The organism is Phenylobacterium sp., from assembly GCF_036821595.1.
In the GTDB taxonomy this organism is placed as follows: domain Bacteria; phylum Pseudomonadota; class Alphaproteobacteria; order Caulobacterales; family Caulobacteraceae; genus Phenylobacterium.
Window position 1 is genome coordinate 24,336 of the sequence record NZ_DAISJG010000024.1, and the last position, 18,623, is coordinate 42,958.

Annotated in this window: 21 protein-coding genes; 20 read left to right on the forward strand and 1 reads right to left on the reverse strand. The window is 74.8% G+C overall.

The window, feature by feature from the left end; translation table 11 throughout:
- Window positions 1-55 precede the first annotated feature (55 nt).
- From dgcN to V7Z97_RS12375, 20 genes are all read left to right on the forward strand, one after another.
- Window positions 56-1,093 carry an N-acetyltransferase DgcN gene (dgcN, locus tag V7Z97_RS12280; RefSeq protein ID WP_334163714.1) on the forward strand — a complete coding sequence of 346 codons (1,038 nt, stop codon included), beginning with the start codon at window positions 56-58 and terminating at the stop codon, window positions 1,091-1,093.
- Complete coding sequence (dgcA, locus tag V7Z97_RS12285; protein ID WP_334163715.1) at window positions 1,051-2,067, forward strand: N-acetyl-D-Glu racemase DgcA; 1,017 nt, start codon at window positions 1,051-1,053, stop codon at window positions 2,065-2,067. The genes dgcN and dgcA overlap by 43 nt, the downstream gene beginning before the upstream one ends.
- 223 nt (window positions 2,068-2,290) lie before the next feature.
- Window positions 2,291-2,884 carry a hypothetical protein gene (locus V7Z97_RS12290; protein ID WP_334163716.1) on the forward strand — a complete coding sequence of 198 codons (594 nt, stop codon included), beginning with the start codon at window positions 2,291-2,293 and terminating at the stop codon, window positions 2,882-2,884.
- 445 nt (window positions 2,885-3,329) lie between these two features.
- Window positions 3,330-3,764: a DUF4112 domain-containing protein gene (locus V7Z97_RS12295; RefSeq protein WP_334163717.1), complete on the forward strand. Its 435-nt coding sequence runs from the start codon at window positions 3,330-3,332 to the stop codon at window positions 3,762-3,764.
- A gap of 487 nt (window positions 3,765-4,251) precedes the next feature.
- On the forward strand, window positions 4,252-4,563 hold the full coding sequence (locus V7Z97_RS12300; protein WP_334163718.1) for a DUF736 domain-containing protein: 312 nt from the start codon (window positions 4,252-4,254) through the stop codon (window positions 4,561-4,563).
- 318 nt (window positions 4,564-4,881) lie between these two features.
- Complete coding sequence (locus V7Z97_RS12305; protein ID WP_334163719.1) at window positions 4,882-5,178, forward strand: DUF736 domain-containing protein; 297 nt, start codon at window positions 4,882-4,884, stop codon at window positions 5,176-5,178.
- Window positions 5,179-5,340: 162 nt separating this feature from the next.
- Window positions 5,341-5,595: a DNA -binding domain-containing protein gene (locus tag V7Z97_RS12310; RefSeq protein ID WP_334163720.1), complete on the forward strand. Its 255-nt coding sequence runs from the start codon at window positions 5,341-5,343 to the stop codon at window positions 5,593-5,595.
- A gap of 100 nt (window positions 5,596-5,695) precedes the next feature.
- Window positions 5,696-6,433 (forward strand): DUF2285 domain-containing protein, encoded by a 738-nt coding sequence (locus tag V7Z97_RS12315; RefSeq protein WP_334163721.1) that lies wholly within the window; start codon window positions 5,696-5,698, stop codon window positions 6,431-6,433.
- A gap of 110 nt (window positions 6,434-6,543) precedes the next feature.
- The gene (locus tag V7Z97_RS12320) at window positions 6,544-6,822 is read left to right on the forward strand and encodes a helix-turn-helix transcriptional regulator (protein ID WP_334163722.1); all 279 of its coding nucleotides are present in this window, start codon (window positions 6,544-6,546) and stop codon (window positions 6,820-6,822) included.
- Between the two features lies 1 nt (window position 6,823).
- Window positions 6,824-7,288 (forward strand): DUF2840 domain-containing protein, encoded by a 465-nt coding sequence (locus V7Z97_RS12325; RefSeq protein ID WP_334163723.1) that lies wholly within the window; start codon window positions 6,824-6,826, stop codon window positions 7,286-7,288.
- A gap of 13 nt (window positions 7,289-7,301) precedes the next feature.
- Window positions 7,302-7,787 (forward strand): S26 family signal peptidase, encoded by a 486-nt coding sequence (locus V7Z97_RS12330; RefSeq protein WP_334163724.1) that lies wholly within the window; start codon window positions 7,302-7,304, stop codon window positions 7,785-7,787.
- The gene (locus tag V7Z97_RS12335) at window positions 7,784-8,371 is read left to right on the forward strand and encodes a lytic transglycosylase domain-containing protein (RefSeq protein WP_334163725.1); all 588 of its coding nucleotides are present in this window, start codon (window positions 7,784-7,786) and stop codon (window positions 8,369-8,371) included. Before V7Z97_RS12330 ends, V7Z97_RS12335 begins: the two co-directional genes overlap by 4 nt.
- A gap of 132 nt (window positions 8,372-8,503) precedes the next feature.
- On the forward strand, window positions 8,504-9,817 hold the full coding sequence (locus V7Z97_RS12340) for an MBL fold metallo-hydrolase (RefSeq protein WP_334163726.1): 1,314 nt from the start codon (window positions 8,504-8,506) through the stop codon (window positions 9,815-9,817).
- A gap of 52 nt (window positions 9,818-9,869) precedes the next feature.
- Window positions 9,870-10,202, forward strand: a complete 333-nt coding sequence (locus V7Z97_RS12345) for an excalibur calcium-binding domain-containing protein (protein ID WP_334163727.1) — start codon at window positions 9,870-9,872, stop codon at window positions 10,200-10,202.
- A gap of 246 nt (window positions 10,203-10,448) precedes the next feature.
- Entirely contained in the window at window positions 10,449-10,748 is a 300-nt protein-coding gene (locus V7Z97_RS12350) for a MarR family winged helix-turn-helix transcriptional regulator (protein ID WP_334163728.1), read from the forward strand.
- A gap of 96 nt (window positions 10,749-10,844) precedes the next feature.
- On the forward strand, window positions 10,845-12,533 hold the full coding sequence (locus tag V7Z97_RS12355; RefSeq protein WP_334163729.1) for a relaxase/mobilization nuclease domain-containing protein: 1,689 nt from the start codon (window positions 10,845-10,847) through the stop codon (window positions 12,531-12,533).
- A 14-nt stretch (window positions 12,534-12,547) separates the two neighbouring features.
- Window positions 12,548-14,392 carry an IncP-type conjugal transfer protein TraG gene (gene traG, locus V7Z97_RS12360; RefSeq protein ID WP_442958034.1) on the forward strand — a complete coding sequence of 615 codons (1,845 nt, stop codon included), beginning with the start codon at window positions 12,548-12,550 and terminating at the stop codon, window positions 14,390-14,392.
- Window positions 14,389-14,832, forward strand: coding sequence for a CopG family transcriptional regulator (locus V7Z97_RS12365; RefSeq protein ID WP_334163730.1), 444 nt, complete (start codon window positions 14,389-14,391; stop codon window positions 14,830-14,832). Before traG ends, V7Z97_RS12365 begins: the two co-directional genes overlap by 4 nt.
- A 140-nt stretch (window positions 14,833-14,972) precedes the next feature.
- A complete protein-coding gene (locus tag V7Z97_RS12370) occupies window positions 14,973-16,340 on the forward strand; it encodes a tyrosine-type recombinase/integrase (protein WP_334163731.1) in 1,368 nt (455 codons plus the stop codon).
- A 15-nt stretch (window positions 16,341-16,355) separates the two neighbouring features.
- Window positions 16,356-17,708 (forward strand): tyrosine-type recombinase/integrase, encoded by a 1,353-nt coding sequence (locus V7Z97_RS12375; RefSeq protein ID WP_334163732.1) that lies wholly within the window; start codon window positions 16,356-16,358, stop codon window positions 17,706-17,708.
- Window positions 17,709-17,865: 157 nt separating this feature from the next.
- Here the strand turns inward: V7Z97_RS12375 and V7Z97_RS12380 are convergent, their stop codons facing one another.
- On the reverse strand, window positions 17,866-18,252 hold the full coding sequence (locus tag V7Z97_RS12380) for a hypothetical protein (protein ID WP_334163733.1): 387 nt from the start codon (window positions 18,250-18,252) through the stop codon (window positions 17,866-17,868).
- Window positions 18,253-18,623: the final 371 nt, after the last annotated feature.

Sequence of the window (18,623 nt, forward strand, 5' to 3'; positions counted from 1 at the left end):
AGCGGTTCCGTGATGATGCGGGCGCCGCTGCAATTGCGCGTGGAAGTGAGTGAAGATGATCCCGCCGCCCTATCTGCTCTACCTGGGCGACTCCCAGGACGAGCTCTCGGTGAAGACCTCGCGCGGGGTCGCGCATTGGCGCCCGGACTGGGCCCTCGGCGAGCACCGCGGCCCGCTGTGCAACGTCACCCTGGGCCTGCCGCACCTCGGCTTCGCCGAAGCTGTCAGCCGGGGGGCCAAGACCCTGATCATCGGCGTCGCCAACGCCGGCGGCTTCCTCGGCCCCCGGATCGTCGCCGACGCGGTTGCGGCGCTGGAGGCGGGGCTGAACGTCGCCTCGGGGCTGCACGAACGGCTCTCGGAGCACCCGGAGATCGTCGCGGCGGCCGAGCGCAACGGCCTTGCGCTTTTCGATGTCCGCGAGCCGCCCAAGAAGCTGTCGGTGGGCAACGGCCGTCCTCGGGCCGGCCGCCGGCTGCTGACCGTCGGCACCGACTGCTCGGTGGGCAAGATGTACACCACCCTCGCCCTCGAGCGGGAGATGCGCGCCAGGGGCCTCGCGGCCGACTTCCGGGCGACCGGACAGACGGGGATCTTCATCGCCCAGTCCGGGGTGCCGATCGACGCGGTGGTGGCGGATTTCATCTCGGGTGGCATCGAGATGATCTCCCCGGCGCGTCATGATGGCGGCTGGGATCTGATCGAGGGCCAGGGATCGCTGTTCCATCCCTCCTACGCAGGCGTGTCGCTGGGCCTGCTGCATGGCGCCCAGCCGGACGCGATCGTCCTCTGCGACGAGCCGAGGCGGCCGCACATGCGTGGAATTCCCGATCGGACACTGCCTGGCCTGCAGGAATGCCTGGAGGCGAACCTCGTCGCCGCGTCGCTGACCAATCCCGGCGTCACGGCGGTCGGTATCGCGCTCAACACCTCCAAACTCGCGCCGTCCGAAGCCCGGCGGCTTTGCGACGAGACCGCGGCTCGTTTCAACCTCCCGTGCCAGGACCCGGTCTCCATGGGCGTGGACCAGATCGTCGACAGGGTGCTCCAATGCTTCGAAAAATCACCGCAAGATCAGAGCGTTGGCCTCTAACCGGCTCCTTCCGGATCTCACGCGGCGTCAAGACGGCCGCCGACGTCATCGCGGTCGAGATCATCCAGGACGGCCAGTGCGGGCGGGGCGAGGGCGTGCCCTACGCGCGGTACGGTGAGACCCTCCAGACCGTGCTGTCCCAGATCAGCGAGGCGACCCGCCGCATTGAGCAGGGTCTGGGACGAAGCGACCTGGCGTCAGTGCTGCCGCCCGGCGCGGCCCGCAACGCTGTCGACTGCGCGCTCTGGGACCTCGAGGCGCGACTGAGCGGACGCAGCGTGGCGGAGTTGCTCGGCCAGCCCCCGCTGACGCCGATCGTCAGCGCCCTGACCGTGAGCCTGGACACTCCGGCCGCCATGGGAGCGGCCGCCGCGGCGATGAAAGGCGTCGAGCTGATCAAGGTGAAGGTGGACGCCGTTTCGCCGGCCGAGTGCCTCCGCGCGGTGCGCGCCGCAGCGCCCGGGGCGCGCCTGATCGTCGATCCGAACGAGAGCTGGACCATCGAGACCCTGGCGGCGATGCAGCCCGTGATGCGCGAAGTCCAGGTGGATCTCGTGGAACAGCCGCTCCCGGCGACGGAGGACGCGGCGCTCGAGGGTTTCGACAGCTGCGCGCCCATCTGCGCGGACGAGTCGGTGCATGTGGCCCAGGACCTGCCGGCGCTGCGCGGCCGCTACGAGGTCGTGAACATCAAGCTCGACAAGGCGGGGGGGCTCACCGGGGCGCTGGAGCTCCTCGCCGCGGCGCACGCCCAGGGTTTTGGCGTCATGGTCGGCTGCATGGTCTCGACATCCCTCTCGATCGCTCCGGCCTTCCATGTGGCGCGGCACGCCGAGTTCGTGGACCTCGACGGACCGATCTGGATCGCGCAGGACTACCCAGGCGGGGCAGTGCAGCAGGGCGCGCGCCTGGTTCCGCCAGCCAATACGCTCTGGGGCGCCCCCGAGCTGGACGCCCATCTGCACCACGCCTAGGCCGCTCGCGCGGTCCAGCCGGCTCTCCCGAGACCCTCAGGCGCGCCCGCGCCGCCGTCTGGCGGCGCGGGCCTCCGACGTCCGAAAAATAGCGGCCGAGGTTCCGGAACATTCGCGAAGCTTTGCTGGTTGGGCGCCGGCAAAACGGACGTAACGGCGCAGCCTTCCGAGCCAGGTCACACGCTCCAGGCCGAGCAGTTACGGCGAAGCTTGGAGAGACCTGATGAAACGAGTTGCTAGCGTTCTCGGAGTCGCCGCCGTCAGCCTGCTGGCCACGGCCTGCGCCACGGTCGACCGCGGCATGGCGCGCCAGGAGGCGGCCACCACCCTGGCCAACGCGGCCGAGCTGCAGGGCACCAATGCCGCCGAGGTGGTCGGCCGGACCTCCATGGCCTTCGGCGACCGCTATACGGCCGCCAATCTTTTCGAGCGGGCAGCCGATTCCCGCGCGAGCGTCGGCAAGCGATTCAACCTGGCCACGGCCTATGAGGCGACCGGCCGGCTGCCCGAGGCGGTGGCCATCTACCGTACGCTCATGGACGACGGCGAGTACGTGACCATGAAGTCCAACCGCCCGATGAACAATCCGGACGTTCCGGTCCGCCGTTTCAACATCGCCGAGGAGTCCGCCCGGCGCCTGGCGCGGATCATGGTCGAGAACCCCCTGATGTTCCCGATGCAGACGGGCGGTGGTGCGGTCGCCGCGACCAGCTTCGCCACCCCCGTGGCCGCGACGGTGGGCGGGACGACGACGACCGGTCGCATCTCGGACGCCCAGGCGATGGAACTCGACCGACTGGCGTCAGGCGCCGAGTAGAACGCAGCGGTGATCTGGGGCCGCCCCGCCCGTCGGGGCGGCCACTCTGCTGGAGAGCAGGTTCAGAGCCTCGCGGAAGCCGCCCTCTGATCCGGGAGCCACAGGCAGTCGGGCGACGGCGAGGGCGGTCATCAGAGCCGGGAGACTAGTGCAGCCAGAGGCTGTCGCCGGACCGGGCCCACAGGCCGATCACGATGATCAACGCCACCAGCGAGCAGGCGCCCACGAGAAGGGAAAGACGGCGGTCCATATCAACGCTGCCTCGCCACCCGGTTCAGCCGCGGGTTCGGCAACCGACGATATCCGGGATCTCGGTCGCTGTCGCGCGGGACGTGAGCAGGGAAGGGCGCGCCCCGCCACCGCACCTGCGCGGAGTCGACCGCGAAGGCCGTTGAGATCACCCCGCACGGATCGAACCACGAGAACTGTGGCACGTTGGTGGGACATGAACGACAGCCGCGACCGCGCTCACCGGGCCTGGCGGGCCGCCGACAGGATCCGGCGGCTCTCCGACGACATGATCAAGGTGGGCCCGTGGGGCCTCGGTCTCGACGGGGTGCTCGCCTGGGTCCCCGGCGTCGGCACCGTCTACTCCCTCGGGGCGGGCGGACTGCTGCTCTATGAGGCCACCCAGGCCGGGGCGTCTCGCGCGACGCTGACGCGGATGGCCGCCTGGCTCGCCGCTGACAGCGCCTTCTCGGGCGTGCCGGTCATCGGCTGGGCGATCGACACCTTCTTCCGGGGACACCGCATGGCCGCCCTGGCGCTCCAGAAGGATATCGAGCGACGCCACGGGGCTCCGGAGCTGGCGGAGGGCGGGGGCCTGGCCGCTGGTGACGCCCCGATGCGGGACGTGACGCCCGGCCGTCGTCCGGGCTGATCCGCCGGCACGACGAAGGCGAGATCCGGCGGGCCGCAGCCATGGCCCGCGACCGACCGTGGCGCGCACTGAATCGGGGCTGAGCGCCTCGGAACGGGTCGTCATCTCAACCGCGAGGCTGGAATCTCCCGGCCGAGCCGCTTCGGCTCGCGTCAGCGTCCGCGGCTGATTCAGGCCGACGGGCCGGCCGCGTTCCCCTCCTTGTTCTCCGCGACTGCGGACAGGCTGGCCGGTCAACACCGCACGGCATCACCCGTTACCCGCAGGCCCCTGCCGGTCGCCGCTGGCCGCGGTGGACAGTTGCTCCTGCGGGGCCGCACCCGGGCCTCTCCTCGGCGGATCTGTCCGGAGCCGGCCGCCGCCGCAACGCGGGAGCCGCGTCCTCCGCTCCGCTGCGGGGCTTCGCCTGCGGAGGCGGCCCTGCGCTCCGGCCGGGCGATCGCCATCGAGGCCGCAATGGTGCGGCCCGAGAGACAGGAGACTGACCATGGCGACCATCGGCACCTTCACCCGCCAGGCGGACGGCGCCTATGCCGGGGCGATCAAGACGCTCAGCCTGAACGTCAGGCAGGCCATGCTGCGGCCCAACGAGAAGGCCGACGACCGGGCCCCGGACTTCCGGATCTTCTCCGGCAGCGTCGAGTTCGGCGCGGCCTGGAAGAAGACCTCCCGCGAGAACCGGGACTACCTCTCGGTCAAGCTGGACGATCCGAGCTTCCCCGCCCCGATCTACGCGACCCTCGTGGACGCCGAGGAGGGCTACAGCCTGATCTGGTCCCGCAGCCGGGCGGCCGACTGACGGCCCGCGGCGCGCCCGGTCCGGGGCGCGCCGCCTCCGGCCCGGCAGGGCGGCGGCCTTAAGGGTCGCCGCCTTTCCTGCGCCGCGGCCTGTCCCTGCGCGAGGGGCGGGGCCGCGGCCTTGAGGCGCGGCGGGGAGGGTGGTCACTGGGCGGCGCGGGCCTGGCGTCGTCCCCCGGGACGCCCCGGCAGCCTCCGGCGGGCCCGCGCCGGCCGTTGGTCACGCGGCCGGCGGACGGCGGCGCCGAAGCCCCCACGCGGTTGCTCCCTGGCCGCGGCGCGCCGCCGTCCTTGCCGGGGCCCTCGTTCTGGAGACCCCATGATCCTCGGACACTTCACCGAAGCCGACGACGGCTACGCCGGCGCCCTCCGCACCCTCGGCGTGACGGCGGACCTCCGCTTCGTCCGCGCGCCCAGCGACAACGAGCGCGCGCCCTCCCACCGCATCCTCGCCGGCGACGTGGAGTGCGGGGCCGCCTGGGCCGCCCAGGACGAGAGCGCCCTGCTGAACGTCCGCCTCGACGACCCGACCTGGCCCGAGCCGGTGCGGGCCCGGCTGGTGCGCGGCCGCGGCGAGGACCTGCTGCTGGTCTGGCGGCGACCGGCGCCCGAATAGACCCCGGTCCCGCATCCCTCCCGCGGCGTGGTCCTGCGCCGCCGATCCGACGCCCGCCGGCCCGACGCCGGCGGGCGTTGTCATGCCCGCCGTCCTGCCGGATAGTTGCGGAAGTCCCGCAAGATTCTGGCGGACGGAGAGCGCCGTGGACCAGGCCCGCCGATGACCGAGATCGCCGACCGCGCCCCGAACACGCCGGAGCTGACCGACTACGACCGGGCGCACCTTGTAACCTATCTGCGCCTTCTGGACGCCGAGGCGAGCGGCGCCGCCTGGGAGGAGGCCGCGGCGGTCGTGCTGCGGGCGGACCCGGGCCGGCAGCGGGACGCGGCGCGCCTGCGCTACGAGACCCACACGCGGCGCGCCCGCTGGATGGCGGACGCAGGCTACCTCCAGCTGGCCCGCGCCGCCCGCTAGGCGCGCTCGCGCCCCGGTTGACGGGCTCCCTCGGCTCGCGAACGCTGTTCCTCGGGCGAATCGCGCAGGACGCGAGTCGTCCGGCAGGCCGGGAGGGGGGATGGCGCCGCGCGACTGGCGCAGGGCGGCGGACTACGCCGACATCGCCGGGATGGACCTGTCCGCGCTCGCCTGGGAGTTCCTGAGGCGCAACCCCCGCTATCGGGAAGAGTATCCAGGCCTCGTGGACGCGGCTGAGGCGGGCGCCGCCGAGGCCTTGGCCGGGCGCTGGGGCTTGCGGTTTCCGGTCTCGCCCGACCTCGACGCGGACGCGGGGCCCGTGTTCTGGCGGGCGGAGGCGGCGCCGGCGCATGTGGTGATCCTCGCGCCCTCGGCGCTGGGGGGGCTCACGGTCGCGGACCTGGCCGCCCGCAGCGCCGCCGGGCATCGGGCGGATGACGGCGTCCACCTGCGGCTGGGACGCGGCCTTCAGGCGGTCGTGCCGCCGGACGCCGGGCCGGCCGCGCCGCTGGCGGCAGCCGCCCCGCTGGACGCTGTCCTCGGGGTCCGCCTGACCGCCCTGGCGGCGCTGGACCGGCTGCTCGACGGCCGGCCGGCGGGACCCGACCCGCTGCCGCCGCTGTCGCGCCGCCGGCTGGGCGGCATGCTCCGGGCGCTGGACGGGCGCGCGGCCGGCGCGTCCCACCGCGACATCGCCCTGCACCTGGTGGGGGGCGTCCCCGCCGAGCCAGGGGCCTGGCGGACCTGCGCGGCCCGCGACGTCGCCGTACGGCTGTGCCGCTCGGCGGTCCGGGTGGTCGAGGGCGGATACCGGCGGCTGCTCGCCCGCCGCCGGTAGGGTGGCGGAAACGGGGGCGGCGGTCTTCGCCATCCCCCCTTGGCGACGGATGCGGCCAAGCTGCGGGCCTCCGCCGGCGCCGAGCGCGCGGCGCAGCCCTGGAGCCCGCCATGTCCGATCCCCAAGCGCCCCTGCCGCCGCGCTACCTGCGCACGCCCGAGGCGGCGCGCCTGCTCAGCCTGTCGCACCGCACCCTCGAGAAGCACCGCACCTACGGGACCGGCCCCGCCTACCGCAAGATCGGCGGGCGGGTGGTCTACGATCCCGCCGACCTGCAGGCCTGGGCGGAGCAGGGGCGGGCCACCTCCACGAGCGATCCCGCGCATGGTCGCGTGCCGCCGGCCAAGCAGCATGCGGCGCTCTCGCCGGCCTATCGCCGGGGGCGCTGAGATGCTCACGGATGTGGAGCTGCTGCACCTGGACGGGCGGATCGAGCGCTGGATCCGGTTCGGGAAGCCGGTCGCCGAACGCCTTGTCGACCGCCGACGGCGGGTGGTGTCCTTCGCCCCCGACGCGATCTTCTGCCTGGTCCGCTGGCAGGCCGGCGAGCACGGCACGGCGGTGTCCCGCATCGACATCCTGCGCGCCGTCCGGCCCGGCGAGGCCTTCACCACCCTGCCTTACGTGGCGCCGGGCGGCGAGCTCCTGCTGCACGTGCAGGGCTGGCCCAAGGTCCAGAAGGTGCTGGGCGCGATCGACGCGGTGGAGGCCCTCGGCGTGTCCGCGCGGGAGGTCAGTCCCGACCACTGGCGGTGCGTGCAGAACCGGCTGGCGGCCGGGGAGGCGCCGCGGCCCTACTGCCTGCGGCGCCATCGCGCCTGGCTCCTGCGCCGGGGGCTGGCGGGTGTCGCCTAGGCCCCCGGTCCTGGTGGCGACGGCCCTCGGCGTCCTGCTGGCGGGGGCCGCCCATGCCCCGGGACGAGGGCCGCGCCTCGTGTGGAACCCCAGCGCCAGCGCGCCCGTGGGCCTGTACCGGGTGACGGCGGTCCCGCCCCGGCCCGGCGAACTCGCCCTCGTCAGGCCGGGGCCGGTGCTGGGGACATGGCTCGCCGGGCGAGGCTACCTCGCCCCCCGGACGCCGCTCCTGAAACATGTCGCGGCCGGACCGGGCCAGACCGTCTGCCGGCGCGGCGCCCTCATCCGGATCGACGGGCGCGTGGCGGGCCGGGCGCGGACGCGGGACCGCCGCGGCCGGCCCCTCCCGGCCTGGACGGGCTGCCGGCGCCTCGGCGCGTCCGAGGTCTTCCTCCTGAACCCCGCGGCCGACAGCCTCGACGGACGATACTTCGGGCCGACACCCGGCGCCCAGTTGATCGGCCGCGCCCGGCCCGTGTTCGTGGCGGGGCGAGTGTGAGCCCGCGGGGCCGCTCCACCGTGCTCGGGGTGGCGGGGCTGGCCCTGGCGGTTGCGGGACAGGCATGGGCGGAGACCCTCCCGGACCCAGGGCTCGCCTCGCCGCCCGCGATGGAGGCCGCGATCGAGGAGGCGGCGGCCCTCTCCGGACTCCCGCGCGACTGGCTGGTGGCGGTCATGGACGTCGAGAGCGCGCGCCAGCCCCGGGTGGTGTCCCGCGCCGGAGCCATGGGCCTGATGCAGCTGATGCCGGGGACCTGGCGCGAGCTGCGCGGCCGGCTGGGCCTGGGGACCGACCCCTTCGACGTGCGCGACAACCTCATCGCCGGGGCGACCTACCTCCGTGAGATGCACGACCGCTTCGGCTCGCCAGGCTTCCTGGCCGCCTACAACGCCGGCCCGGAACGCTATGCGGCGCACCTGGCCGGTCGCAGGACGCTGCCGGCCGAGACCGTCGCCTACGTGGCGAGGCTCGCGCCCCGGATCGCGGGGGCGGTCCCCGCGCCGGCCGCGGGCTGGCGCTCGTCGCCACTGTTCCCCGACGCGCCGGCGGCGGCGCTGTTCGGGGCCCGGGCCGCGCGCTGAGGCCACCGGCGGGCTGCTCCGGCCCAGCTGGCCGCTTGCCGGGGTCCGCCGCCTGGACGAAGCTCCCCGCCTCGACCTGTCGGCGTTGCGTCCGCCGGACGCGCCGGAGGTCGAGAGGGTCGGGGGGCGCCGATGCTCAGGATCAGATGGCCGCGATGGGCGGTCGCCCTGGCGGCCGTGGCCGGCCTGATGGCGGGGCCGCCGGCCGTGAGCCAGGAGGTCGCGCCGACCCAACGCGTGGTCTCCGGCGTCCTTGTGCGCGCTGGGCCGTCGCGCGCGGCCGCGGTGATCGGGGCGCTGGCGCCGGGCGAGACCGCGCCGCTGGCGGGGGACCGCCCGAACTGGCGCGAGATCCGTCTGCCCGACGGTCGCCCCGGTTTCGTCTCCAAGGCCTGGACCCGGGTGGTCCCGCCGCCGCCGGCGGAGCCCGGCCCCGACGCTTCGGCGGAGGTCGCGCCGGTCTTCCGGATCCATACGGTGGACGTCGGTACGGGGCTTGCGGTCTTCGTGGAGGGGCCGGATTTCACCCTGGTCTACGACGCCGGCAGCAACGACGACCGCGCGGAGGGGGCGGGCAACCGCTTCATGGCCTACCTGCGGTTCGTCAGGCCGGCCCTGCGCGAGATCGACCACCTCGTGCTCAGCCACGCCCACCAGGACCATGTGGGCCTGATGCCCGACGTGTTCGCCGCCTACCGGGTGCGGCATGTCTGGGACTCCGGGCGCATGTTCGGGACCTGCGTCTACCGCGACTTCCTCGAGGCCGTGGCGGCGGAACCGGGCGTCGCCTACCACGAGGTGGTGGCCGGAGGGGGCGTGCGGACGGTACGGCTGCCCGCCGGCTGCAGCCGCCCCGCGCGGGAACTCCGCATCGCCCGCGGCGGGGCCATCGACGGCCGCCCCACGCCGCTCGGCGCGGCGGCGCAGATCACCTTCCTGCACCGGGACGCGGGTGAGCACGAGGATCCGAACGAGAACAGCCTGGTGGCGCGGCTCGACCTGGGCGCCGTGCGGGTGCTGCTCACCGGCGACGCCGAGGCGGGGCGGCGGCGCGACCCTTCGGAGCCGCCGGATCCCGGCTCGGCGGAGGCGCGCCTGCTGGCCTGCTGCCGCGCCGATCTCCGGGCCGACGTGCAGTTCGCCGGCCATCACGGAAGCAAGACCTCGTCCCGACGCGCGTTCCTGGACGCCGTCGGGGCCCGGGTGTTCGTGATCTCGTCCGGGCCGATGACCTACGGCGGGACAGGCCTTCCCGACCCGGAGGTGGTGCAGGCGCTGCAGGCCCGTGGCCAGCTCTGGCGCACCGACCTCGACGACGCCGGCTGCGCCGCGAATCCGGCCAAGGTCGGGCGCGACCGCGACGGCAAGGCGGGCGGTTGCGACAATGTGGTGATCACGATCCAGGGCGCGATGGTCTCGGCCGCCTATGTGCGGCTCAGCGACTAGGCGGGCTGGCGTCGCCGGCGGCGAGCGGCCGGCAGGGGAGGGGCAAGGTCCGATGCGGAGGATTGCAGCCGGTCTGCTTCTTGTCGTGGCGGCGGCCGGCCAGGCGCTTGCCCACCCCGGCGGCCTGAACGCCGAGGGCTGCCACAACAACCGGAAGACCGGGGACTATCACTGCCACCGGCCCTCCGCCGGGGCGGCGTCGTCCGGCGGCGACAGGGCGCGGGCGAAGGGCGCCTTGGGGGCCACGCGACCGGGGGCGTTCCCGAACTGCGCGGCCGCCCGGGCGGCCGGCGCCGCGCCGGTCCGCCGGGGGGAGCCGGGCTACGGGCCGCACCTGGATCGCGACGGGGACGGGGTGGGCTGCGAGCCCTACCGGGGACGGTGAGGCGGTCCGCGCGCGGGGGCGGCGCGCCCCGGGACCCATCCGCTCGCGCCAGGCGGCAGGTTTGAGGTCACCCGACGAAGGCAAGATCAAAGGGCGCGGGACCTGGGGGTCCCTAGCGCGTGTGGGTGTTGGGGAATCTCCGGGACCTGCGGGGACCCTGAGGTCCCGCGCCGGAGGGGAAAGCCTGCAAAATCAGGCCGCCCTGCGGGACCCCGGCTCCTGCGGGCGGAGGACGCCATCCACAGGGTGGTCGGCGTCGGGCGGGAGGAGCTCGCGCCGGGCCTCAGCATCGGGGACTGGCGGACCCTCTATGCGCTCGCCCGCAGCGAACCGGTCATGGCCAAGTGGCTGTCCGTCGAGATGGGCCGGACGCAGCAGCAGACCGCCCACTTCGTGAAGCGGCTCGTGCGCGCCCGCCTCGTCCGCCAGGCCCCCGATCCGAGGGACAGCCGCCGGAAGCTGCTGACCCTTACCGACGAGGGACGCCGCCTGGAGCACCTTGTCACAGATCGCGCCCGCACCGCCCTGGCCCGCCTGCTGAGGTGAGCGCCGGCGTCGGCGCCCCCGGCGGCGCGCGCAATCGCAGCGCGTCGTGCAAACACCGGAGGGCCGCGCCGGCCGGGCCGCCCTACCTTCCCGCGGATGTCCGCCACAGACGACTTCAGGCCGAGGCCGGGACGGATCCGCGACCGCGGCGGGCGGCCGCGGACCTTCGTGGCCCAGGTCCTCAGGGCGACGCAGCGGGCGGGCGGCCCGGGCTGGCGCGCGCAGGGCCGAGGCGCAAGGAGAGGACGGGGCCGCGCCGCCGCCGCCGCCGCCGCCGGCCTCAGGAGTCCGGTGCGGCGTGTGGTGGTCAAGTCGCGGATCGTGCGCCATGCGGGCCGTCGCTACACGGCCGCGCCGCTTACGGTTCACATCGCCTACCTCGAGCGCGAGGGCGTGGATCGGGCGCGCGGGCGCGGCCGGGTGTTCGGCGCCGACGGCGACGCGGACGGGCGGGACTTCGCCGCGCGCTGCGCCGGCGACCGCCACCACTTCCGGTTCATCGTCTCGCCGGAGGACGCCGGCGAGCTCGCCGACCTCCGGGCCTTCGCCCGCGACCTGATGGGGCGGGCCGAGGCCGACCTGGGGACCCCGCTGGACTGGATCGGCGTCGAGCACTGGAACACCGGCCATCCCCACCTGCACCTGCTCGTGCGGGGCGTGGACCCGGACGGGGCGGACCTGGTGATCGCCGGCGACTACCTCACCCGGGGGCTGCGCGGTCGGGCCGAAGCCCTGGCGTCGCTTGAGCTTGGGCCGCGCTCGTCCCGGGAGATTGCCGCCGCCCTGCAGCGTGAGGTGGAGGCGGAGCGGTGGACCGGGCTCGACAGGACGCTGGAGGCCCTGGCGTCCGCGGACCGGGTGGACCTGCGGCCCGGGCCCGGCGCGCCCGACCGGGAGATCCTCCCGCAGCTCGTCGGCAGGGCCCGGACCCTCGAGCGTCTCGGCCTGGCGACGGCCGAGGCTCCGGGCGTGTGGCGGCTGGCCGCCGACCGGAGGGAGCGCCTGCGCGGGCTGGGCGAGCGCGGCGACATCATCGCGGCCCTGAACCGGGCGACGGGCGGGGCGCGATCCCCCGCCGACCTGCGGCTCGCCGGCGAGGAGACCGACGGGCCCCTGCTGGGGCGGGTGCTCGAGCGCGGCCTGCACGACGAGCTGTCCGGCGAAGCCTATGTGATCGTCGACGGGGTCGACGGGCGGGCGCACCACGTCCGGTTCCGCGACCTCGCCGCCGCCGGCGACACCCCGGTCGGCGGCGTCGTCGAGGTCCGGCCGGGGCCGGACGGCGTCGTCCTGGTCCACCGCAGCGACCTGGCGGTGGCGGCGCAGGTCAAGGCCGAGGGCGCCACCTGGCTGGACCGCCAGCTCCTGGCGCGGGAGCCGGCGGCCCTGGCGGAACGGGGGTTCGGAGGCGATGTCCGTGCGGCGCTCGAGGGGCGCCGGGCGCACCTTGCCGGCCTGGGCCTCGCCCGTCCGGGGCCGCGCGGCCTGACCTTCGCCGCGGACCTCCTGGCGACCCTGCGTGCTCGCGAGCTGGCCGCGGCGGCCGCACGCCTGGAGCGCGAGACCGGCTGGAGGCGGCTGGGCGACGACGACCCCGTGGTGCGGGGCCGCTACGTCCGGCGCCTGGCCCTCGCCTCCGGCCGCTTCGCGCTGGTGGAACAGAACGGCGGGTTCCGGCTGGCGCCCTGGGCTCGGGCGCTGGACCGGCGCCTGGGCCAGGAGGTCAGCGGCCGCCTGGGTCCGGGCGGGATGGTCTGGGACCTCGGCCGGGGACTCGGCCGGTGAGGCCGGGTCCCGCCGTGTCCGGAAGCCGCATCCTCTGGGGGCAGGTCCTCGCGGTGGGCGTCACCGTCACGGCCTTCCTGCAGGCGGCCACGGCGTGGACGGCCTGGCGGCTCGGCTTCCAGGCGGCGCTCGGTCCTCCGACCCTGGAACTGGCAGGCTGGCCCCTCTATGCGCCATGGCGCCTGTTCGGCTGGTGGCTCGCCTTCGAGGCCCAGGCCCCCGAGGTCTTCGCGGCGGGCGGCGCCATCGCGGTGGCGGGGGCGGTCGCCGGCGTGGCGGTGTCCGTGGGCCTGAGCCTGTGGCGGGCGCGGGAGGCGCGGGTCGCCACCACCTACGGGTCGGCGCGCTGGGCGCGATGGCGGGATGTCCGGCGGTCCGGTCTGCTCGGGCCGGACGGCGTGGTGCTGGGCCGCCTCGGGCGCCGGTACCTCCGGCACGACGGCCCGGAACATGTCCTCGGCTTTGCGCCCACGCGCAGCGGCAAGGGCGTCGGCCTGGTGGTTCCGACCCTGCTCACCTGGCCGGGCTCGGCCATCGTCCACGACATCAAGGGCGAGAACTGGCGGCTGACGGCGGGCTGGCGCGCCGGGTTCGGGCGGGTGCTGCGCTTCGATCCGACGGACCGGACGAGCGACGCCTACAACCCCCTGCTGGAGGTGCGTCCGGGCGATTTCGAGGTCCGCGACGTCCAGAACATCGCCGACATCCTGGTGGACCCGGAGGGTGCGCTGGAGCGGCGGACCCACTGGGAGAAGACCAGCCATGCCCTGCTGGTCGGGACGATCCTGCATGTCCTCTATGCGGAGCCGGACAAGACGCTGGCGGGGGTGGCGAGCTTCCTGTCGGACCCCCGCCGCAGCCTGGAGGCCACGCTCCGGGCGATGATGGCCACGCCGCACCGGGACGGGGCGCCCCATCCGGTGGTGGCGCAGGCCGCCCGCGAGCTGCTCAACAAGAGCGACAACGAGCGGTCCGGCGTGCTGTCCACCGCGATGAGCTTCCTCGGCCTCTACCGCGACCCGGTGATCGCGGCGGCGACGGGCCGCTGCGACTGGCGGATCGCCGACCTGGTGGATGGGCCGGGCCCGACGAGCCTCTACCTGGTGGCGCCGCCCAGCGACATCAGCCGGACACGGCCCCTGGTGCGGCTGGTGCTCAACCAGGTCGGGCGGCGGCTGACCGAGGACCTGGAGGGCCGCTCCGGCGGCCGCCGGGTGCTCCTGATGCTCGACGAGTTCCCGGCGCTCGGACGCCTGGACTTCTTCGAGAGCGCCCTGGCCTTCATGGCCGGCTATGGCCTCAAGGCCTTCCTGATCGTCCAGAGCCTCAACCAGCTGGAGCGGGCCTACGGCCCGCATCACGCCATCCTGGACAACTGCCATGTCCGGGTGGCCTTCGCCGCCAACGACGAGCGGACGGCCCGGCGGGTGAGCGATTCCCTGGGCGGCGCCACCGAACTGCGCGCCATGAAGAACTACGCGGGCCATCGGCTGGCGCCCTGGCTCGGCCACCTGATGGTGAGCCGCCAGGAGACGGCCCGGCCGCTGCTCACGCCCGGGGAGGTGATGCAGCTCGCCGACGACGAGGAACTGGTCCTGGTCAGCGGACGGCCGCCGATCCGCGCGCGCAAGGCGCGCTACTACCTCGACCCGCGCCTGGCGGGGCGTGTGCGGCCGCCCCCCGGGCCCTCCGGGCAGGCTCGTCGCGCCGACACCGGCCCCTGGAGCAGGGTCCTCACCCCGGAGCCGGAGACGCTGGCCGGGCGGGCGAACGTCAGCGACGCCTCGGTCGCATCGGCCGCCCCGTCGGGGGGCGTCGAGGTCACGGGTCCGGATCCCGACATCGGGATCCCGCTGTGACGGCGCGTCGCCTCAAGGGTCCCCTGGTGCAGACCAAGGTGTTCCTGCCGCCGGAGCTCGTCCGCGCCATGGACGAGCGCGCCCGGCGGCTCGGTCTCGCGAAGTCGGAGCTGGCGCGCATGGCCATCGCGACCTGGCTGTCGCCGGACGGACCCGAGCAGCTGGAGGCGGCGCTCGCCCGCCGCCTCGACCGCATGGGCCGGGTCCTGGAGCGCCTGGAACGGGACGTCGGCATATCCAACGAGGCCCTCGGCCTGTTCGTGCGGGCGTGGCTGACGGCGACTCCGCCGCTGCCGGAGGCGGGGCGCGCCGCCCGGGAGGACAAGGGCCGCGAGCGCTATGCCGGCTTCATCGCGGCGCTGGGGCGGCGGGTTTCCGCGGGCCGGACCCTGGCGGCGGAGGTGCTGTCGGACCCTGAGGGCCCGGCCCGGCCGGACTGACCTCCCGGAGCGGGGTTCCACCGGCCGCCGGGGAGCGGCGTGTCGTGGTGCGGTCCCAGGCGACGTGAGCCGGCTCCAGGGTGGCGCGGTCGCCCGTGCGTCTCACCCGGATGGTGAAGGTGTCAGCGGGGGCGACGGGCATGGCCGGAGGGGCGGTGGCAGGGTCGGCGGATCCGCCGGTCGACACCTCGTGGGTCGCGGCGATCCTCGCGCTGCGTCCGCAGTACGCCAGGATCACCATCCACAACGCCATCCGCCGGTTCGCCGGGTTCCAGCAGTGGTGCGGGCTGCGAGGCCTGCCTTCCCTCCCGGCCGACCCCGAGACGGTGCGGCTCTATGTGGAGGCGATCACCCCCAGGTACCGGCCCTCCATGGTGCGGCTGCGGGTCGAGGTGATCCGCAAGGTGCACAGGCTGATGGACCACCCCGACCCGACGGCGGCGCTCGCCATGCGGATGCGGCGGGGCCCGGGCGGGGCGGGCGAGGGCCTGGGCTTCATGCGCGCGACCAGGAGCGACCATGACGATCCGTCGGATCCGGCCTGGGTGGCCGCGGTGAAGGCGCTGCGCGGCGCCTACGCCCCCAAGACCCTTCGGGAATGCGTCAAGCTGGTCCGGGCCTTCGAGGCCTGGTGCGAGGGGGAGGGGCGGACGGCCCTGCCGGCGACGCCCGAGACGGTGGCGGCCTATGTGGCGGCGATCTTCCCGCGCATGGCCACCTCCAGCGTGAAGACCCGGCTGGCCTTCATCCGCAAGGTCCACCAGCTGATGCGGTGGCCGGACCCAACCCGGTCCATGGACGTGAAGACGGCGTTCCGGCGCGGGCTGAGGGCTCACGGGGCGCCGCAGAAGCAGGCGGTGGGGATGTCGGCGGCGATCCGCGACCGGCTCCGCGCGGCCTGTCCGGACACGCTGCTGGGGCTGCGCGACCGGGCCATGATCAGCCTGGGCTACGACACCCTGTGCCGGCGGTTCGAGCTGGTGGCCCTGCGGGCGGAGGACCTCGTCGTGCTGGCCGACGGCACCGCCTGCCTCCGCGTCCGCCGCACCAAGGGCTCCCCGCACGAGGGGAACCAGCTGGCCTTCGTCTCCCGGCAGGGGCTCGCCGACCTGCAGGCGTGGCTGTCGGCGTCCGGCGTGGTCCGGGGGCCGATCCTGCGGCCGGTCTACGGCCGGGTGGTGATCGGCCGGGAGATGGCCCCGCGCGCCGTGAACCGTTGCCTGGCGGTCGCGGCGGCCGCGGCCGGCCTGGAGCCGGAGCTGCTCGCCCGGCTGTCGGGACATTCGATGCGGGTGGGCGCGGCCCAGGACCTGGCGATGTCCGGGCGCACCCTGCTGGAGATCATGCGCGCCGGGCGATGGAGCTCCCTGGAGGCCGTCGCCCAGTATGCCCGCGCCGCACCGGTCAATGTCTGGTCGCCGAGCGACGACACCGACACCTTCCTGGTGACCGAGGCCCGCAACGCCCGGCGGCGGCTTGCGCAGGCCCGGGCCCGCCAGGACCCCTGAGGAGTCCCGCGCGGCATGGAGGGGCAGGTCGATCCGCAAGCCTGGCGGGCGGCGGTCCTCGCCCTGGGGGACCGGTACGCCGAGATCACCCTCAAGGATGCGCTCACCCGCTTCGCCGCCTTCGAGGGGTGGTGCGCGGCGCGCGGCCTGGCGGCGCTGCCGGCCCCGCCCGCCGCGCTGGGCGCCTATGCTGAGGCGATCGCCGGGCGGCTCCGCCCCTCGACGGTCCGGCGGCGCGTGCGGGCGGTGCGGCAGGTGCACCGCCTGTTGGGCCTGGACGACCCGGGGGCGGCGCTGCCGGAACCGCTGAGGGCGGGCGCCGGCGGCTCGCGGGTGGGCGCGGGCTTCACCCGGGCGATGAAGGTCCTCGGCGACAACGCTGACGGCCCGCCCTGGCGGGCGGCGGTGCGGCGGCTCGAGGGGGCCTATGCGCCGAAGACCCTGCGGGAATGGGTTCGGCTGTTCCGCGCCTTCGAGAGCTGGTGCCAGGCGGAAGGCCAGGCTTCGCTGCCGGCGGACCCGGCCACGGTCGCGGCCCATGTGGCGGCTGTTTCGCCGCGGCTCGCGCCGAGCGGCGTGGCGAGCCGCCTGGCCGCGGTCCGGCGGGTTCACGGGCTGATGCGGCTGCCAGACCCGACGGGCGCCCCCGAGGTGGCGCTGGCGGTGCGGCGCGGACGGCGGGCGGGGGACTGGCGGCCCCGGCAGGCGCGGGGCGCGACGGCGCGGATCCGTGACCGGCTCCTGTCCGCCTGCCCCGACAGCCTGATCGGCCTGCGGGACCGGGCCCTGGTCCGCCTGGGCTACGACAGCCTCTGCCGCGCCTTCGAGCTGGTGGCCCTGCGGGCGGAGGACCTGGCGGCGCGCGAGGACGGGACAGCAACCATCCGGGTGCGCTTCACCAAGGGGGCGCTCCACGAGGGGCGGCAGATCGCCTTCGTCTCGGCGGTCGGCCTGCGCGACGTCCGCGCGTGGCTGGCGGCGGCGGGGATCGCGCACGGCCCGATCCTGCGCCCGGTCTGCGGCCGGGTGGTCTACGACCGGCCGATGGCGGTGCGCACGGTGAGCCACCGGCTGGGCGTGCTGGCCGAGCTCGCCGGGCTGGACATCCAGGGGGCGGGAGCCCTGTCGGGCCACAGCCTGCGCGTGGGCGCGGCCCAGGACATGGCGGTCGCCGGCGGGACCCTGCTGCAGCTGATGCGGGCCGGGCGGTGGCGCTCGCTCCAGTCGGTGGCCCTCTACGCCCGGGGCGCCCCTGTCAATGTCTGGTCTCCTGCGCGCGGTTCCGCCGCCGGCGGGGCCAGTCCCCGTGACGGCGAAACGACCGATGAACCCTCCGATCCGCCGCCGCGGGGGTCCGGCGAGGACTGAGCGGGAGCAGGCGGGCGCGGGGCCCTGGCCCAGGACGCTCGCCGGATCGTGCGGTTCGTGGGCCGGCCCCTGGGCCGAAAGGCTGAACTTCCGTCCTGCGGCTGGGAGCCAACCGCTGTCCTTCCAGCCCCTGGTGGCGCGCCGGCGGCTGACAGGCCTAAAGCCAGGTTCCGCTTGCGGCCATCCCCATGACGAATGCGCCAAGCAAGGCGAACGGCGCGTTTATCAGAGCGCAACCGGCCGCCATGGCTCGGGCGCCGCGCAGCGAACCGATGCACCAGGCTGCCGTCACGACGAACGCAAGCAGCATCACAAGGGCGACGTAGCCAAGCCATCCGGCCGTCTTGATGGTGTCCGGGTTCTCAACGAATGCTCCGGCCAGCCCCAGGGGCGCAATCCAGATCGTCGGAAGAAGAAGCAGGCGTGAAACCCGTTCCCGATCCGGACGCAAAAGGACGAGCGCGGTGACCAAGGGCGCGAGCAGACCCACGCCGAAGAAGGTCGTCTGCATAAGCAGGAACCAGAAGGTCTGAAGCTGCCCCATCCCGCCCCACTGGAGCGCGGGCAGATCCCGATGGCAAGTCGGCGCCTTCCGGGGGGCTGCCGTCCCCCTTGGCGGCCGATCATAAGCCCGCTCTCGAGCCGGACCCCGATGTTCGCTCCAGCCCTCAGCGGGCGTTCATTCCGCGCCTCGCCTGGGAGGGCTCCCGGGACCTTGTCGTTCTCCGTTGCGTCGCCCCTGAGGCTGCGGAGCGGATGCGCACCGGGGCTGGACCGAAGACGGCGCCGCCGCATCGGCCGACAGCGCGGGCCCGGACGGCGCGGCCGACCTCCCGCTCAGGGCGCGGGCAATCTGATGGGGGCCGCGCGCCCGAGCTTGCGGGCGGGGCCGGGCTGCGGTGGAGACCCGCGGGG